This is a genomic window from Rhizobium sp. NLR10b, assembly GCF_019685435.1.
Lineage (GTDB): Bacteria > Pseudomonadota > Alphaproteobacteria > Rhizobiales > Rhizobiaceae > Rhizobium.
In genome coordinates this window covers 243,479-259,029 of the sequence record NZ_JABDWV010000005.1, presented here as the reverse complement: position 1 = coordinate 259,029, position 15,551 = coordinate 243,479, and the positions used below count along the sequence as shown (strand labels likewise).

Annotated in this window: 13 protein-coding genes, 1 other RNA gene and 1 pseudogene; 11 read left to right on the top strand and 4 right to left on the bottom strand. The window is 61.4% G+C overall.

Going from position 1 to position 15,551, the window contains the following annotated elements; all coding sequences use genetic code 11:
* The first annotated feature begins 27 nt into the window (after positions 1-27).
* Positions 28-1,011 carry an NAD(P)-dependent oxidoreductase gene (locus tag HJB91_RS10170; RefSeq protein ID WP_221154594.1) on the top strand — a complete coding sequence of 328 codons (984 nt, stop codon included), beginning with the start codon at positions 28-30 and terminating at the stop codon, positions 1,009-1,011.
* Between the two features lie 201 nt (positions 1,012-1,212).
* Positions 1,213-2,685: pseudogene (locus HJB91_RS10165) on the top strand (esterase-like activity of phytase family protein).
* Positions 2,686-2,764: 79 nt separating this feature from the next.
* Here the strand turns inward: HJB91_RS10165 and ssrS are convergent.
* The 3 genes from ssrS to HJB91_RS10150 all read right to left on the bottom strand — a co-directional run bounded on the left by ssrS (position 2,765) and on the right by HJB91_RS10150 (position 3,662).
* Positions 2,765-2,923, bottom strand: a non-coding RNA gene (gene ssrS / locus HJB91_RS10160) — 6S RNA.
* 69 nt (positions 2,924-2,992) lie between these two features.
* Positions 2,993-3,370 (bottom strand): cell division protein ZapA, encoded by a 378-nt coding sequence (locus tag HJB91_RS10155; protein ID WP_064811285.1) that lies wholly within the window; start codon positions 3,368-3,370, stop codon positions 2,993-2,995.
* Positions 3,371-3,386: 16 nt separating this feature from the next.
* Positions 3,387-3,662 (bottom strand): DUF4164 domain-containing protein, encoded by a 276-nt coding sequence (locus HJB91_RS10150; protein WP_221146451.1) that lies wholly within the window; start codon positions 3,660-3,662, stop codon positions 3,387-3,389.
* Between the two features lie 333 nt (positions 3,663-3,995).
* Here HJB91_RS10150 and tkt point away from each other — a divergent pair, with 333 nt between their 5' ends.
* The 8 genes from tkt (at position 3,996) to HJB91_RS10110 (ending at position 13,834) form a co-directional block, all read left to right on the top strand.
* Positions 3,996-5,969 (top strand): transketolase, encoded by a 1,974-nt coding sequence (gene tkt / locus HJB91_RS10145; protein ID WP_210629914.1) that lies wholly within the window; start codon positions 3,996-3,998, stop codon positions 5,967-5,969.
* Positions 5,970-6,050: 81 nt separating this feature from the next.
* On the top strand, positions 6,051-7,061 hold the full coding sequence (gene gap, locus HJB91_RS10140; RefSeq protein ID WP_210629913.1) for a type I glyceraldehyde-3-phosphate dehydrogenase: 1,011 nt from the start codon (positions 6,051-6,053) through the stop codon (positions 7,059-7,061).
* A gap of 127 nt (positions 7,062-7,188) precedes the next feature.
* Complete coding sequence (locus HJB91_RS10135; protein WP_210629912.1) at positions 7,189-7,503, top strand: hypothetical protein; 315 nt, start codon at positions 7,189-7,191, stop codon at positions 7,501-7,503.
* A 143-nt stretch (positions 7,504-7,646) separates the two neighbouring features.
* A complete protein-coding gene (locus HJB91_RS10130; RefSeq protein ID WP_176439455.1) occupies positions 7,647-7,823 on the top strand; it encodes a hypothetical protein in 177 nt (58 codons plus the stop codon).
* A gap of 326 nt (positions 7,824-8,149) precedes the next feature.
* Positions 8,150-10,024 (top strand): potassium/proton antiporter, encoded by a 1,875-nt coding sequence (locus HJB91_RS10125; protein ID WP_221154592.1) that lies wholly within the window; start codon positions 8,150-8,152, stop codon positions 10,022-10,024.
* A 70-nt stretch (positions 10,025-10,094) separates the two neighbouring features.
* On the top strand, positions 10,095-11,297 hold the full coding sequence (locus HJB91_RS10120) for a phosphoglycerate kinase (RefSeq protein WP_221146448.1): 1,203 nt from the start codon (positions 10,095-10,097) through the stop codon (positions 11,295-11,297).
* 223 nt (positions 11,298-11,520) lie between these two features.
* The gene (locus HJB91_RS10115) at positions 11,521-12,546 is read left to right on the top strand and encodes a class I fructose-bisphosphate aldolase (RefSeq protein ID WP_210629909.1); all 1,026 of its coding nucleotides are present in this window, start codon (positions 11,521-11,523) and stop codon (positions 12,544-12,546) included.
* Between the two features lie 364 nt (positions 12,547-12,910).
* Positions 12,911-13,834, top strand: a complete 924-nt coding sequence (locus tag HJB91_RS10110) for a PhzF family phenazine biosynthesis protein (protein ID WP_221154591.1) — start codon at positions 12,911-12,913, stop codon at positions 13,832-13,834.
* Positions 13,835-13,862: 28 nt separating this feature from the next.
* Here the strand turns inward: HJB91_RS10110 and HJB91_RS10105 are convergent, their stop codons facing one another.
* The gene (locus HJB91_RS10105) at positions 13,863-14,027 is read right to left on the bottom strand and encodes a hypothetical protein (RefSeq protein WP_221146446.1); all 165 of its coding nucleotides are present in this window, start codon (positions 14,025-14,027) and stop codon (positions 13,863-13,865) included.
* 173 nt (positions 14,028-14,200) lie between these two features.
* On the opposite strand from HJB91_RS10105, the gene HJB91_RS10100 reads away from it, so the two are divergent.
* A complete protein-coding gene (locus tag HJB91_RS10100; RefSeq protein WP_210629906.1) occupies positions 14,201-15,481 on the top strand; it encodes an MFS transporter in 1,281 nt (426 codons plus the stop codon).
* Positions 15,482-15,551 lie beyond the last annotated feature (70 nt).

Sequence of the window (15,551 nt, the reverse complement as noted above, 5' to 3'; positions counted from 1 at the left end):
CCGCCAACGCAGTCAGGAGACGACGCGATGACGATATTGGTGACGGGAAGCGCCGGCCACCTCGGCGAGGCGCTGATGCGCAGCTTGAGAGCTCAGAGCCGGTGGGCGCGCGGCATCGACATCAAGCCTTCGGGTTTTACCGATATGGTCGGCTCCATCGGTGACCGCGGCTTTATCAGGCGAGCGATGTCGGGCATCAGCCAAGTCATCCATGCCGCCACGCTCCACAAGCCGCATGTGGCGACCCACGGCAATCGCGATTTCCTCGACACCAATGTCGGCGGCACGCTGAACCTGCTCGAAGAGGCGACTGCCGCGGGCGTTGCAAGCTTCGTCTTCACCAGCACCACCAGCGCTTTCGGCGCGGCGTTGACGCCGGCGGCCGGCGAGCCCGCAGCGTGGGTCACCGAGGATGTGCTTCCTGTCGCGAAGAATATCTACGGCGTGACAAAGCTCGCTGCCGAAGGAATTTCGGAACTCTTCGCCCGCAAATCCCGCCTGCCTGTCGTCATCCTCAGGACGTCGCGCTTCTTTCCCGAAAGTGATGATGATCCCGAGATTCGCAACAGCTATTCGGCGGGAAATGCGCAGGCCAACGAGCTGCTTCATCGCCGCGTCGATATCAGCGACGTGGTCGACGCCCATTTTCTGGCGCTCGAAAAGGCGCCGGCAATCGGCTTCGGCCGCTATATCATCTCGGCCACGACGCCCTTTCTACCGGGCGATCGCGCAGAGCTCAGACGTGATGCGCCTGCTGTCGTCGAGCGGCTGTTTCCAGGTGCAAACACGCTTTACGCCGAACGCGGCTGGAAAATGTTCCCGACGCTCGATCGCGTCTACGTCAACGAACGCGCAAGGCGCGAACTTGGCTGGCGGCCGCGCTATGATTTCCGCTTCGTGCTCGATTGCCTGCGCGAGTGTCGCGAGTGGCGAAGCCCGTTGGCGATCGATGTCGGCTCCAAGGGCTACCACGAGGAAGTATTCGCCGAAGGACCCTATCCGGTCGATTAGGGCAATGAGCTGATTGCAGGCTCCGAGGGTGTCATCCAGTTATCACGATCCCATCCTAGACGTTTAGCCGGGATAGGGGCGAAATCCGGGTGTGTTCGGTTCTGAGGAATCGATCCCAAAGCCGAGGAATGTCATTCGAAACGGCGTCCAGCTTGCGGGCGGGAACCGTTGCAGGAACGCTTTTGACCGAGAGGCTATTTCATGAAGAACGTCAGATCATATGCATCGCGGCTGTTCGCCGCAGTTTTCGCAGCATCCGCCGCCATTCCCGCCTTGGCAAGGTCGGAGAATTCCGCCACTTTCGTCAATAAGGGCCTGGTCGGCGTCGGCCGCATTCCGGCCAACCAGCGCGACAAATTCGGTGAAACCTTCGGCTCCGGCTCCGGGATGGCGATCGACCCCGCCGCCTGGACTCGGGATGGCGCCAGCTATAGGGGCACGCTCTACCTGCTGCCCGACCGCGGTTACAATGCCGCCGGCACTGTCGACTACCGCCCGCGCCTGAACACCCTTTCGATCATTCTGACCCCGACAGCGCCAGGCGCGACCCCCGAGGCCGGCAATGAGCAATCGGGCGTCGAGGCGAAACTCGTCGATTCCATGCTCTTTGTTGACGACAAGGGCGCGGACACGACCGGTCTCGACCCGGAATCCGGCGTCCGCGCCGCTGCCGGCAACTTCCCGCCGCTGCCGCAGGCGGCGAACGGCAAGATCGCCCTCGACGATGAGGCGATCATCCGCATGGCCGACGGCACTATGTTCGTCAGCGACGAATACGGCCCCTAGATCTATCGCTTCTCCGCCGATGGCCACTTGCTTTCAGCCACCCAGCCGCCCAAGGCGCTTCTGCCGATGCGCAAGGGCGCGCTGAGCTTCGCTTCAAACAATCCCGGTCCCGGCGGGTCCGCTCCCGATCCGAAGGACCCCGAAACCGGCCGCCAGAACAACCAGGGCCTCGAAGGCATGGCAATGACGCCCGACGGCAAGTTTATCGTTGCCGTACTGCAGTCGGCGGCCCGCCAGGACGGCGGCGATTCCGGCTCGACCCGCCAGAATACCCGCGCCATGATCTATGACGCCGCCGATCCCGATCATCTGAAGCTGGTGCACGAATATGTCGTGCCGCTGCCGATCTTCAAGGACGCTAAGGGCAAGACGACGATCGCCGCCGAGAGCGAGATCGTCGCCCTTTCCGACAAGACCTTCCTGATGCTTGCCCGTGACAGCGGCAACGGCCAGGGCGTGAAGGGCGACACGTCTCTGTATCGCAAGATCGACATCGTCGACCTATCCGCCGCAACCGATATCGCCGGCAGCGATTTCGACGCCGGCAAGGCGGCTGCACCGAAAGGTGTCCTCGACCCGTCGCTCACACCGGCTACGCTGACACCGTTCATCGACCTCAACGACGAGGCCGAGCTTGGCCGCTTCGGCCTGCACAACGGTGCGCCGAACGACAGGAACGATCTATCGGAAAAATGGGAAGCGATGGGTCTGGCAAGTGTCCTCGACACGAAGCTGCCGGACGATTACTTCCTGTTCGTCGCCAACGACAACGACTTCTTGACGCAGGATGGCTTCCAGGTTGGCGCAGCCTATAAGGCTGACGGCGGCGCCGATGTCGACACCATGTTCCAGGTCTTCCAGGTGACGCTTCCCGGCTTGAAGAAGTAACTGCGCGCCACGAGGGGCGGACGCGCAAGCCGCGTTCGCCCTATACACCCGGCTTCGTCTTCAACGATGAAAGGAAAAGGTGCGATCCACGACGACCGATGGATGTTTACGATCCTGGGCGCCTACAAACGTAGGTGGGCACCGTGTGTCCAGGCCCACGAGCCCGGACAGGGACAGCTCCCTTTGGATCGAGTATGGCCCCAGGGATTGTGGTTCCTGTCGAGAGGCGCAGACCGCATCGCGATATATAAGGCCGTTTGCATCGACGCGCCAGTGGCGACGGCCAGCCGTTTTTATTTAATTGACATCAATTGAGTTCGGGTGCGGCCCGGCCATTCAGCTTGTCGGTGATGCCGCGAATACGGCTCGAAACCTCGCCGAGCGCTGCCGCCAACGTTTCCTCGGTGCGGGCGGTCGCGGCAAGCACGGTGTCGCGGTTGCCGCGCAGCGACTCGAGCTCGGTTTCCAGCCCGGCGATGCGGCGCGTCAGCTCGGCAATCTCGTCCATGATCATGATGCCGGCCATGACGGTGATCCTGAGATCGCCGATCTCTCCGAACTGGCCCTTGAGATGGCCGACATAGCGGTCGAAACGCGTGGCGAGATCGGTCAGATGATCCTCCTGCCCCTCCTCGCAGGCCATGCGATAGGCCTTGCCGTCGATCGTTACCGTCACCTGCGCCATATCAAATTCTCTCTCATCAGCGGTCCAGAACCGCGCGGATCGTCTCCATGGCCGTCACCAGCCGCCGCGATACCTCACGATTGACCTCTTCCAGCCGGTTGGCGCGAAATTCGGCCTGGTCGAGCTCCTGGGCCAGACGGGAGCGGTCGGCATGCACACGTCGCACCTCGCCCTCGATCTCCCCCTGCTCGCGCTGCCGCTCGACACGCATGTCGACGGCGTTTTCGAGGCTCGAAATCGCCTGTCTCAATTCCTCGAGCGCTGCTTCCATGGTTTTGCCTGTGGGCATCATGCCTTTCCGATTCCCGTGCAGGACCTGCGAATCGGCCACATCTGCCGATCTTGTGATTTCAAGAGGATATGCAGCTCGCCAACGGCCCGTCAATAAATCCCGTCACCCGGCAGCCTGCCTATCTGTGGATGAACGTTTTGGACAGGCCCGCCGCGCCAGTTTGGTCTTTTGTATAGTCGAGCGATCAAATGTCAAAAAATTGCCGCAGGCCGCTGGGATTTGCCCCGCCATTTATTGACTCGCCAGCCCCAACTGCTATGTGTCAGCCGCTTTCACTCGATGGTCTTGGAGGCTCGAGGCCATCCCCCGACACCCGGAGCTTGCAGAAAAGCTATGACCTCTCTCCAACAAAACGACCGGATGGCGAACGCGATCCGTTTCCTCGCCATGGACGCCGTTGAAAAGGCGAATTCCGGCCACCCTGGTATGCCGATGGGCATGGCTGACGTGGCGACGGTCCTGTTCACCAAATATCTGCGCTTCGACCCCAAGAAGCCGCATTGGCCGAACCGCGACCGCTTCGTGCTGTCGGCCGGCCATGGCTCGATGCTGCTCTATTCGCTGCTGTATCTGACCGGTTATCCCGATATGACGATCGAGGACCTGAAGCAGTTCCGTCAGGTCGGCTCCAAGACCGCCGGCCACCCTGAATACGGCCACGCAACCGGCATCGAGACCACCACCGGCCCGCTAGGTCAGGGTATCGCCAATGCGGTCGGCATGGCGATCGCCGAACGCAAGCTGCGCGAGGAATTCGGTGCGGACCTCCAGGACCACTACACCTATGTCATCAATGGCGACGGCTGCCTGATGGAAGGCATCAGCCATGAAGCCATCGCCCTTGCCGGCCACCTGAAGCTCAACAAGCTGATCCTTTTCTGGGATAACAACTCGATCACCATCGACGGCGCCGTTTCGCTGTCGGATTCGACGGATCAGATTGCCCGCTTCAAGGCCGTTCACTGGAACACGATTGAGATCGATGGCCACGATCAGGCCGCCATCGCCGATGCGATCGAAGCCGCCCACAAGTCTGATCGCCCGACCTTCATCGCCTGCAAGACGGTGATCGGCTTCGGCGCCCCGAACAAGGCCGGCAGCCACAAGGTTCACGGCAGCCCGCTCGGCGCCGACGAGATCGCCGCCACCCGTAAGGCGCTGAACTGGGATTACGAGCCCTTCGTCGTTCCCTCGGATATTCTCGATGCATGGCGCGCAGCCGGCACCCGCTCCGAAGATATCGTCAGAGCCTGGGAGGAAACCCTTGCCAAGTCTGCTGCCAAGGCCGAGTTCACTCGGCGTTTTTCAGGCGATCTGCCTGAAGGCTTCGACAAGGCGATCGATGATTACAAGAAGAAGCTCGCCGAGACCAAGCCGACAGTTGCGACACGCAAGGCATCCGAAGACGCACTCGAAATAATCAACGGTTTCGTGCCGGAAACGCTCGGCGGCTCTGCCGACCTGACCCCGTCGAACAATACCAAGACCAGCCAGATGATCTCCATCACCCCGACGGATTTCAAGGGCCGCTACATGCACTGGGGCATCCGAGAGCACGGCATGGCGTCTGCCATGAACGGCATCTCGCTGCACGGCGGCCTCATCCCCTATGGCGGCGGCTTCATGATCTTCTCGGATTATTGCCGCCCGCCGATCCGCCTCTCGGCTCTAATGGGCATTCGTGTCATCCACGTCCTGACGCATGATTCGATCGGCGTTGGCGAAGATGGCCCGACACATCAACCGGTCGAGCAGATCGCCGGCCTGCGCGCCGTCCCGAACCTGCAGGTCTTCCGCCCGGCCGACGCCGTCGAAACGGCGGAATGCTGGCAGATCGCCATGAAGAGTACAAATCGTCCGTCTGCCCTGGCTCTCACCCGCCAGAACCTGACCACCGTCCGCACCGAGTATAATGCGAAGAACCTCTGCGAACTCGGCGCCTATACGCTCTCCGGCAATGCCGATGCCAGGGTGACGATCTTCGCTTCGGGCTCCGAGGTCGAAATCGCCGTTGCCGCCCGCGCAACTCTGGAAGCCAGGGGCGTTTCGGTGCGTGTCGTATCGGTGCCCTGCACCGAACTGTTCTTCGAGCAGCCGGAGGCCTACCGCAGGGACGTGCTCGGCAACTCGCCGGTCAAGATCGCCGTCGAAGCCGCCGTCCGCGAAGGCTGGGACGCCTTTATCGGACCGGAAGGCAGCTTCATCGGCATGAAGGGCTTTGGCGCGTCCGGCCCGGTCAAGGACGTCTACAAGCATTTCGGCATCACCGCCGACGCCGTCGTTGCGGCTGCCGAAGCAAAGCTTTAAAGAGGGCGCCTTGAGGCGCTCTCCATCTCCTCAATTCCAGGCCCTCTCCATCGGGCCCTATTCTATCGGGAGTGAATGAACATGACAGTCAAGGTTGCCATCAATGGTTTCGGTCGCATCGGCCGTAACGTCCTCCGCGCTATCGTCGAATCCGGCCGCACCGATATCGAGGTCGTCGCCATCAACGACCTCGGCCCGGTCGAGACCAATGCCCATCTCCTGCGTTACGACTCGATCCACGGCAAGTTCCCGGCCGAAGTGAAGGTCGAAGGCGACACGATCATCGTTGGCGGCGGCAAGCCGATCAAGGTCACCGCGATCAAGGACCCGGCAACGCTGCCACACCGCGAGCTCGGCGTTGACATCGCCATGGAATGCACCGGCATCTTCACCGCCCGCGACAAGGCCGCTGCCCATCTGACGGCCGGCGCCAAGCGCGTTATCGTCTCGGCTCCCGCCGACGGCGCTGACCTGACGGTCGTGTTCGGCGTCAACCATGACCAGCTCACCAAGGAGCACATGGTCATCTCCAACGCCTCCTGCACCACCAACTGCTTGGTGCCGGTCGTCAAGGTTCTCGACGACGCCGTCGGCATCGACCACGGCTTTATGACGACGATCCACTCCTACACCGGCGACCAGCCGACGCTCGACACAATGCATAAGGATCTGTATCGCGCCCGCGCTGCCGCTCTCTCCATGATCCCGACCTCGACGGGCGCCGCCAAGGCCGTCGGCCTCGTGCTGCCCCACCTCAAGGGCAAGCTCGACGGCACCTCGATCCGCGTTCCCACGCCGAACGTCTCGGTCGTCGACTTCAAGTTCGTTTCCAAGAAGGGCACGACGGTCGGCGAGATCAACGAAGCCATCAAGGCTGCCTCCAACGGCAAGCTGAAGGGCATCCTCGGCTACACCGACGAGCCGCTCGTCTCCCGCGACTTCAACCACGACAGCCACTCCTCGATCTTCGCAACCGATCAGACCAAGGTCATGGAAGGCAATTTCGTGCGCGTCCTGTCCTGGTACGACAACGAGTGGGGCTTCTCCAGCCGCATGTCGGACACGGCCGTGGCCTTCGCCAAGCTCATCTGAGGGCTCGACCACCGAATATCGCAGGCGGCCCGGGAAACCGGGCCGTTTTGTTATAGGCGTCTGAAGCCGGTCGTGGCATTGTTGACAACCCGGAGCACCGTCGCACCGGGAAGATAAAGAGGGATGGATGGATTACTTTACCGTTGAAATCGCCGGCCGCGCCATCGCCAGCTTTCGCTCGAAGAACCATGAGGAAGCGACGCATTTCTTCGAGGCGGAAGATTTTCGCGACGACCTGACCATTCTCGAGTCCGAAGGCAAGCCGCTTTGGGACCGCAAGGCGACGCTCAGCCTGCGCAAGGCGACGGCTGAGGAAGCCAGCGAAGTCGAGCACGCCTATGAATTCGACGACGATCCCGAACGGACCATCGACGACGAGTTCGTGGTTTTCCTGGTCCCGGTCGAAGACCTGACTGACGAGGGCGAGGACACCGAAAACTGACAGTGAAAGCCATTTCGAATCGACGGGTTCGGTGCAGCCGCAAGGACGGAATCACGGTTGGCAATCCGCTGGCCAAGCGTGATAAACTGAGGAAATGCAATAAAGCTGCACAATGGCTGAGATGATCCAAGTGGAGGCGATAAATGGCAGAGGCGCAAAAACGCTTGTCCCAAACCACCCTCAAGCGGCGGCAGCGGTTTCATCCCAAGCGGGACGTCAAACCCGCCGTGTTGGCAAAGGCTAATCGTCTGGCCATTCGGGTTGCAGCGTTCATCGGTCTTTCGTTCCTCGCCGTCATCATACTTCAGGCAGTGTTCTGACGGGCCGCATGTAGGAATATGTCTATCCTGCTGCGGTTTGCGAATACCCGCAGAAAAATCGATTTTCCTGCCGTTCGCCCTGCTCTTGCCTGATTTTCTTATACATTCTTTGTAGAGAGTTTCTCCCGTAGCATTTCCGTGTCGGTGGCCGTCCGGCAGCCGTTCAGCAGCATGATGCAGCACGAGACGAGGTTAAGCCGCAAGGCCTACCCTTCTCTGTCGTTTTGCCGTTTACTGATGAATCGACGCGCGTGGTGGAGGGTTGGAATAGACGGATCGGCTAGGGGTGGCCGCATCCGCAAGGCAGTCGATGAAAAGGGGTGGGCATGGAAGCGTTCTATATCGTGGTGCTGGTCTCGACGGCGCTCGTGCTTCTTGCCGCTTTTTCAAGCCTGCTCGCCTTTCGCTTCGGCGCCCCCCTGCTGCTGCTTTTCCTGATGATCGGCCTCGCCGCCGGCGTCGACGGCCTCGGCATCGAGTTCAGCAACAATTACCTTGCCTATATTCTCGGCTCCATTGCCCTTGCCGTCATCCTGTTCGATTCCGGCTTCGGCACGCCGATGCAGGCCTTCCGGCTGGCAGCCGTTCCCTCCCTCACGCTCGCCTCGGTCGGCGTGCTGATCACCGCCTCGCTCTTTGCCGTCGCCGCCATGTGGCTGCTGGACTTCACCTGGCTCGAAGGCCTGCTGCTCGGCTCGATCGTCGCCTCGACGGATGCCGCCGCCGTCTTCTTCCTGCTGCGCATCGGCGGCATCAACATCCGCGATAAGGTGCGCTCGACGCTGGAAGTCGAATCCGGCACCAACGATCCGATGGCGATCTTCCTCACCATCGCCCTTGTAGAGGTCCTGGCGAGCGGCGAGCGTTATGCTGGCATCAATATCGGCATGCTCGCCATGTTCGTGCAGCAGATGGGGCTCGGCGTCATCCTCGGCCTGCTCGGCGGCATGATGATCGTGCTGATCGTCAGCAGGCTCGACACCGATCGCGGCCTGACGCCGATCTTCGTGCTGGCGCTTGCCCTTCTCGTCTTCTCCTTTGCCGGCACGGTCGGGGGCAGCGGCTTTCTCGCCGTCTATGTCGCCGGCATCTATGCCGGAAATCGCAAGATGCAGGCGATCGGCACCATCAAACGCTTCCAGGACGGCATGACCTGGCTGGCGCAGATCATCATGTTTCTGGTGCTCGGCCTGCTCGCGACACCGTCGCAATTCCCCGTCATCATCGTGCCAGCGATCCTGCTTGCCCTCTTCCTGATCTTCGTCGCCCGGCCGCTGGCGATCTGGCTGTCGCTGCTCCCATTCGATTACACCCAGCAGGAAATCGGCTTCGTCGCCTGGGTCGGTCTGCGCGGCGCCGTCTCCATCCTGCTTGCCATCATGCCGATCCTCGGCCGGCTGGAAAACGGCCAGATCTTTTTCAACACCGCCTTTATTATCGTGCTGGTCTCCCTGCTGGTGCAGGGCTGGACGATCAAACCCGTCGCCAAGAAGCTCGGCCTGATCATTCCGCCACGCATCGGCGCCGTCGATAAGGTCGAGGTCGACCTGCCGGGTGCCGCCAACCACGAACTGCTCTCCTATCGCGTGATCAAGGATAGTCCGGTGCTGCGCGGCGAGCGCATTCCGCGCTGGGCAACCCCTTCGCTCGTCATCCGCGACGGTAAATCGATGCGCTACCAGTATGCCGGGCGGCTGCGCGAAAACGATCTAGTCTATCTCTTCATCGTGCCGAGTTATTCCCGGCTGCTCGACCGGCTCTTCGCCAGCCGTGCGCCGGTGGACGAGGATGATGCCGAATTCTTCGGCGCCTTCGCGCTCTCACCCGCCCGTCCCGCGGCCGATCTCGATGCCGCCTATGGGCCCGGCCTGCTCAACGAATCCGAGAAAGGCCTGACCATCGCCGAACTGATGCGGCAGCGCCTCGGCGGCAAGGCCGATTATGCCGATCGCGTCCGTCTCGGCTCGATCATCCTCATCGTCCGTGATCTCGACGAGCACGACCACGTCACCTCCGTCGGCATGTCGCTCGAAGCGGTCGAACCGGCCACGACGCTGCCGATCTTCATCAATCTCAAGGACATTATCCAGCGCATCCGCGACAGGTTGAACGGACGTCGCAACCGCGAAGCGGCGGCCTCCGAAACCATGCCGAAAGCATCGGCCGGAGGCGACGAAGCCAGGCGCGAAAACGGCCGTTGAACGCCTTGCGTCTCGAATGATCCTTGCTATGGTCGGCGCGACTTCCGCCAACCAAGACTGGATCTTCCCCATGCCTTCTTTCAAGACCCTCGACGATCTCTCCGACATCAGCGGCAAGCGCGTGCTCATCCGCGTCGACCTCAACGTCCCGGTCAAGGACGGCAAGGTCACCGATACGACGCGCATCGAGCGTGTGACGCCGACGATCCTCGAACTATCGGGCAAGGGCGCCAAAGTGATCCTGCTTGCCCATTTCGGCCGGCCGAAGGACGGTCCGTCGCCGGATCTGTCGCTGTCGCTGATCGCCCCTTCCGTCGAGGAGGTGCTCGATCATGCGGTGCTGACGGCCTCCGACTGTATCGGCGAGGCCGCCGCCTCCGCCGTAGCCGGAATGAATAATGGCGATATTCTGCTGCTGGAAAACACCCGCTTTCACAAGGGCGAGGAAAAGAACGATCCCGACTTCACCAAGGCGCTCGCCGCCAACGGCGATATCTATGTCAACGACGCCTTCTCCGCCGCCCACCGCGCCCATGCTTCCACCGAAGGCCTTGCCCACCACCTGCCGGCCTATGCCGGCCGCACCATGCAGGCCGAGCTGGAAGCGCTGGAAAAAGGTCTCGGTAATCCTGCCCGTCCCGTCGTCGCCATCGTCGGCGGCGCCAAGGTCTCGACCAAGATCGACCTTTTGATGAATCTTGTGAAGAAGGTCGATGCACTCGTCATCGGCGGCGGCATGGCCAATACTTTCATCGCCGCGCGTGGCACCAGTGTCGGCAAGTCGCTCTGCGAGCATGATCTTGCTGAAACCGCCAAGCAGATCATGATCGAGGCCGCGACATCAGGCTGCGCCATCATCCTGCCGGAAGACGGCGTCGTCGCCCGCGAGTTCAAGGCGGGCGCCGCCAATGAGACGGTCGATATCAACGCCATTCCCGCCGATGCCATGGTGCTCGACGTCGGGCCGAAATCCATTCAGGCCATCAATGCCTGGATCGAGCGTGCCTCGACGCTCGTCTGGAACGGTCCGCTCGGCGCCTTCGAGATCGAGCCCTTCGATACCGCAACGGTAGCTGCCGCGAAATACGCCGCCGAGCGCACAGCGACCGGCAAGCTGACCTCCGTTGCCGGCGGCGGCGACACCGTCTCAGCACTGAACCATGCCGGCGTTGCCGACAACTTCACCTATGTCTCCACTGCCGGCGGCGCTTTTCTCGAATGGATGGAAGGCAAGGAGTTGCCCGGCGTCGCCGTCCTCAATGCCGGCAAATGACTGCTAAGCGGATTTGACAGGTTTTATATGGGGATAGACCGCGGCGGCGAGTAGCCTTGCGCGGTCTTTTGCTCAAGCGCCGGAAAAAATCCCAGTTTTTCAAACGATTGAAACGATTTCAATCGTTTCAACGATTTAGCCTTCCATTTTCCTCCCTATAAACTTCTGTTATCGCCGTCCTATATTCTTAAACCGCCGATGTTTCATGCTGTGGAGAGAACGAATGAGCGAACGACTGGAAGACATTGCAGTGCAGATGGTTGCAGGCGGCCGGGGACTGCTTGCGGCCGATGAATCGACCTCCACCATCAAGAAGCGTTTCGACACGATCAATCTCGAATCGACCGAAATCAGCCGTCGCGATTACCGCGAAATGCTCTTCCGCTCCGACGAGGCGATGAAGAAGTATATTTCCGGCGTCATCCTCTACGAAGAGACGCTTTTCCAGAAGGCCGCCGACGGCACGCCTTTCGTCGACATCATCCGCGCCGCTGGTTCAATTCCCGGCATCAAGGTCGATACCGGCGCCAAGCCGATGGCCAAATTTCCAGGCGAAACCATCACCGAAGGCCTCGATGGCCTCGGCGAACGTCTGGCTCGATATTATGAAGCCGGCGCCCGTTTCGCCAAGTGGCGCGGCGTCATCGCGATCTCCTCGACGCTGCCGACCCGCGGCTCGGTTCGCGCCAACGCTCAGGCGCTTGCCCGCTACGCGGCCCTCTGCCAGGAAGCCAAAATCGTTCCGATCGTCGAGCCGGAATGCCTAATGGACGGCAAGCCGGGCGACCATAATATCGACCGCTGCGCCGAAGTCACCGAATCCACCCTGCGCATCGTTTTTGAGGAGCTGGCCGATGCCCGCGTCAGCCTCGAAGGCATGATCCTGAAGCCGAACATGGTCATCGACGGCAAGAACGCCCGCAAGGCCTCGGTCGCCGAAGTCGCCGAACGCACCGTGCAGGTGCTGAAGCGCACGGTTCCCTCTGCGGTTCCCGGCATCGCCTTCCTCTCCGGCGGCCAGTCGACCGAAGAGGCGACCGCGCACCTTTCGGCGATCAATGCCACGGCCGGCCTGCCCTGGTTCGTCACCTTCTCCTACGGTCGCGCCCTGCAGGACAGCGCGCTCAAGGCCTGGAACGGCAAGCCGGAAAACGTCGCCGCCGGCCAGCGTGAATTCACCCACCGCGCCGAGATGAACAGCCTCGCCGCCAAGGGCAGCTGGAAGAAAGACCTGGAAAAGGCGGCCTGAGTTTTAGCATTTGGGATTCGGGCAAGGGCAGCACATCAACGTTGCTGCTCGTGCCTAATCCCCTCGCCTCCCTCATTCCTGTGCTTGTCACAGGAATCCAGTGCTCCCAAGTCTTTGGGCGCGGAAGACTCTTTCCCTTGAGATATTGATTCATTCACGGCGCAGACGCGCCGTGGCTGGATTCCTGTGACGAGCACAGGAATGAGGGAGTTCGGAGAGGCCTCGCACTCCCCATCCGACGAATCTGCGTAAAAATCAGCGCAACGCGATAGACAGCCCTCAGCATTGTCTCGGCGACAAGAAACCGCTTCGTCCCGCGAAAAATCGTGATTATTCATAACGGCCCGCTGCAAGAGGAGCCGCTATGGACACCATTTCCTACGTCACCGTCGATGTCTTCACGTCCACCCGTTTCGAGGGCAATCCGCTTGCCGTCATATCGGATGCCCGCGGTCTGAGCGATGCGGCGATGCAGAGGATCGCCACCGAGTTCAACTATTCCGAAGTGACCTTCGTCCTGCCACCTGAAGACCCCGAGAATTCCGCCCGCGTGTGCATCTTCACCCCGACGATGGAGATCCCCTTTGCCGGCCATCCGAATGTCGGCACTGCCTATGTGCTCGGCCAGCAGGCGGAGATCTTCGGTAAGCCGGTCGGCGAGAAGCTGCGCTTCGAGGAAGAAGCCGGCATCGTCGAGGTCGAGCTGAGACGCAGCGGCGGAAAGGTCGCGGCCGCCGCCATCCGCGCACCGCAGCCACTGACGGTCGGCGATACCATTGCCGAGGAAATCATCGCCCGCTGCATCGGGCTCGAACCCGGCGCCATCGTCAAAACCACCCACGCCCCGGTCTTTGCCTCGGTCGGCCTGAACTTCGCCGTCGCCGAATTGAGCGGGCTCGAGGCGCTCTCCGCCGCCCGCCCGAACCTTGCCGGCTTCCAGGCCGCCGCCGGCCGGCAGACGACGAGCGGCCACGACTTCTCGCTCTTCGTCTATACCAGGACACCCGAAAATCCGTGGGCTATCCGCGCCCGCATGTTCGCGCCGCTGGACAACGTGCCTGAGGACCCCGCGACGGGCAGCGCTTCGGCCGCTCTCGGCGCCTATCTCGTCACGCTGACGCCGGAGGCCAATATGAACGTCCACATCACCATCGAACAGGGCATTGAAACGGGGCGGCGCAGCGTCATCACCCTCGACGTGGCAAAATCCGGCGGTATCGTCACCGATGTCATCATCTCGGGAAGCTGTGTTTCCGTAATGCGCGGCGAAATCATCCTGCAGGACTGACGGCCACATCGAGGCTTGAATCCGAAGCTTACATCACGAAGTCGCGCGACAGCAGCGCCATTGCCCATATGCCGAAGGCGATCAGAGCGATTTTCCAGAAATCCATCCGCCGCCTGAGGCCGGGAAGCTCGAGCGGCTTGATCACCTGTATCGCCATGGCAAGGATGAGCAGCAAGGCTATCAACTTTGTCATGCTTTATTTTTTCCGTTTTTCGGAATGTCACAGGACGGACATTTTTCCGCGCGAACAAGAGGTTCACACACGCCGTAAAGGCATTCCGGGGCACAATCAATCATCTTGAGGCTGGGCAGGCGCAGGTCTTGCCTTATGTCCGTTCATAATCGCTTGAGACCGAGTCTGGGGAAATGAAGAGAAATCTGCTGTCCGTCGCCGCGCTGCTCTTTGGCACGCTCTTCCTTTTCATGGGCAATGGTCTGCAGGGTATCCTGCTTCCCGTGCGCGGCAATCTCGAAGGCTACGCCACGACGACGCTGGGCCTGCTTGGCACCTCGTGGGCTGGCGGCTTCGTCATCGGCTGCCTGGTGGCGCCAAAACTGGTGCGCCGCGTCGGCCATGTCAGAGCCTTCTCCGGCTTCATCTCGATCATCGCCATTATCGCGTTGGTCAGCGGCATAATCATCGATCCGTTCTGGTGGGTGATCCTGCGCGCGGTGACCGGCTTCTCCACCGCCGGCACCTCGATGATCATCGAAAGCTGGCTGAACGAGCGCGCCAGCAACGAGAGCCGCGGTGCGATCTTCTCGCTCTATATCGGCATCACCCTGCTCGGTGTCGTCGGCGGCCAGATGATGATCCCGCTCGAGGATGTACGCACGCCCGTGCTGTTCATGATCTGCGGCATCTTTTATTGCATCGCCATGCTGCCGACGACGCTTTCGACCGCGGCGTCACCGCAGCCGCTGAAAGCCGTGCGCCTCGACCTGCCGGCGCTCTATCGCAATTCACCCGTTTCCTGCCTCGGCATTCTGCTCGTCGGCATCGCCAACGGCGCTTACGGCACGCTTGGAGCTGTCTTCGGCGCCGGTGCCGGCCTTTCCGACACCAGCATCGCCGTCATGATGAGCGCCACCATCTTCGCCGGCGCCATGATGCAGCTCCCGGCCGGCCGGCTTTCTGATCGTATCGACCGGCGCTACGTGCTCGCCGCATTGTCGGCGATTGCCGCCATCGCCGGCTTGCTGATCTTTCTGCTTCACCCGACATCACCGGGCTTGCTGATCGGGCTCGTTGTCCTTTACGGCGCGGTTGCCAATACGCTCTACCCGATCGCTGTCGCTCACGCGAACGACTTCGCGGCGTCGGAGGATTTCGTCAAAGTCTCCGGCGGCCTGCTGCTGCTCTACGGCATCGGCACAGTCATCGGCCCGACGCTCGGCGGCCCCGTCATGTCGGCGATCACCCCGCACGCGCTTTTCCTGGTCACCGCCGTCGCCCATGTGTTGATCACCGTTTATGCGATTATCAGAAGCCGCATCCGCGCCGCCGTCCCGGCCAGCGACCGCGACGCCTATACGACGATCCCGACCGGCACGTCACCGATGCTGACACCCCAAAGCATGTCGCTGGCCGATCGTGGCACCGGCAAATCTCCCGAAAGCAGCGATCCTGCTGTAAAATTCGGTTAGGCCTTCCTGCAAACCGCACTGCGGTTTTCTCCGTGGTTCGCGAAAAACGAAAAATGGGGAGGCGAGACTG

Bases quoted from the DNA above. Each gene is read 5' to 3' on its own strand.
- HJB91_RS10110 (WP_221154591.1), top strand. From the start codon at position 12,911: ATGGACACCATTTCCTACGTCACCGTCGATGTCTTCACGTCCACCCGT.
- HJB91_RS10155 (WP_064811285.1), bottom strand. From the start codon at position 3,370: ATGGCGCAGGTGACGGTAACGATCGACGGCAAGGCCTATCGCATGGCC.
- HJB91_RS10105 (WP_221146446.1), bottom strand. From the start codon at position 14,027: ATGACAAAGTTGATAGCCTTGCTGCTCATCCTTGCCATGGCGATACAG.
- HJB91_RS10150 (WP_221146451.1), bottom strand. From the start codon at position 3,662: ATGATGCCCACAGGCAAAACCATGGAAGCAGCGCTCGAGGAATTGAGA.
- HJB91_RS10135 (WP_210629912.1), top strand. From the start codon at position 7,189: ATGGATTACTTTACCGTTGAAATCGCCGGCCGCGCCATCGCCAGCTTT.
- HJB91_RS10115 (WP_210629909.1), top strand. From the start codon at position 11,521: ATGAGCGAACGACTGGAAGACATTGCAGTGCAGATGGTTGCAGGCGGC.
- HJB91_RS10130 (WP_176439455.1), top strand. From the start codon at position 7,647: ATGGCAGAGGCGCAAAAACGCTTGTCCCAAACCACCCTCAAGCGGCGG.
- HJB91_RS10100 (WP_210629906.1), top strand. From the start codon at position 14,201: ATGAAGAGAAATCTGCTGTCCGTCGCCGCGCTGCTCTTTGGCACGCTC.
- HJB91_RS10170 (WP_221154594.1), top strand. From the start codon at position 28: ATGACGATATTGGTGACGGGAAGCGCCGGCCACCTCGGCGAGGCGCTG.
- HJB91_RS10125 (WP_221154592.1), top strand. From the start codon at position 8,150: ATGGAAGCGTTCTATATCGTGGTGCTGGTCTCGACGGCGCTCGTGCTT.
- HJB91_RS10120 (WP_221146448.1), top strand. From the start codon at position 10,095: ATGCCTTCTTTCAAGACCCTCGACGATCTCTCCGACATCAGCGGCAAG.
- gap (WP_210629913.1), top strand. From the start codon at position 6,051: ATGACAGTCAAGGTTGCCATCAATGGTTTCGGTCGCATCGGCCGTAAC.
- tkt (WP_210629914.1), top strand. From the start codon at position 3,996: ATGACCTCTCTCCAACAAAACGACCGGATGGCGAACGCGATCCGTTTC.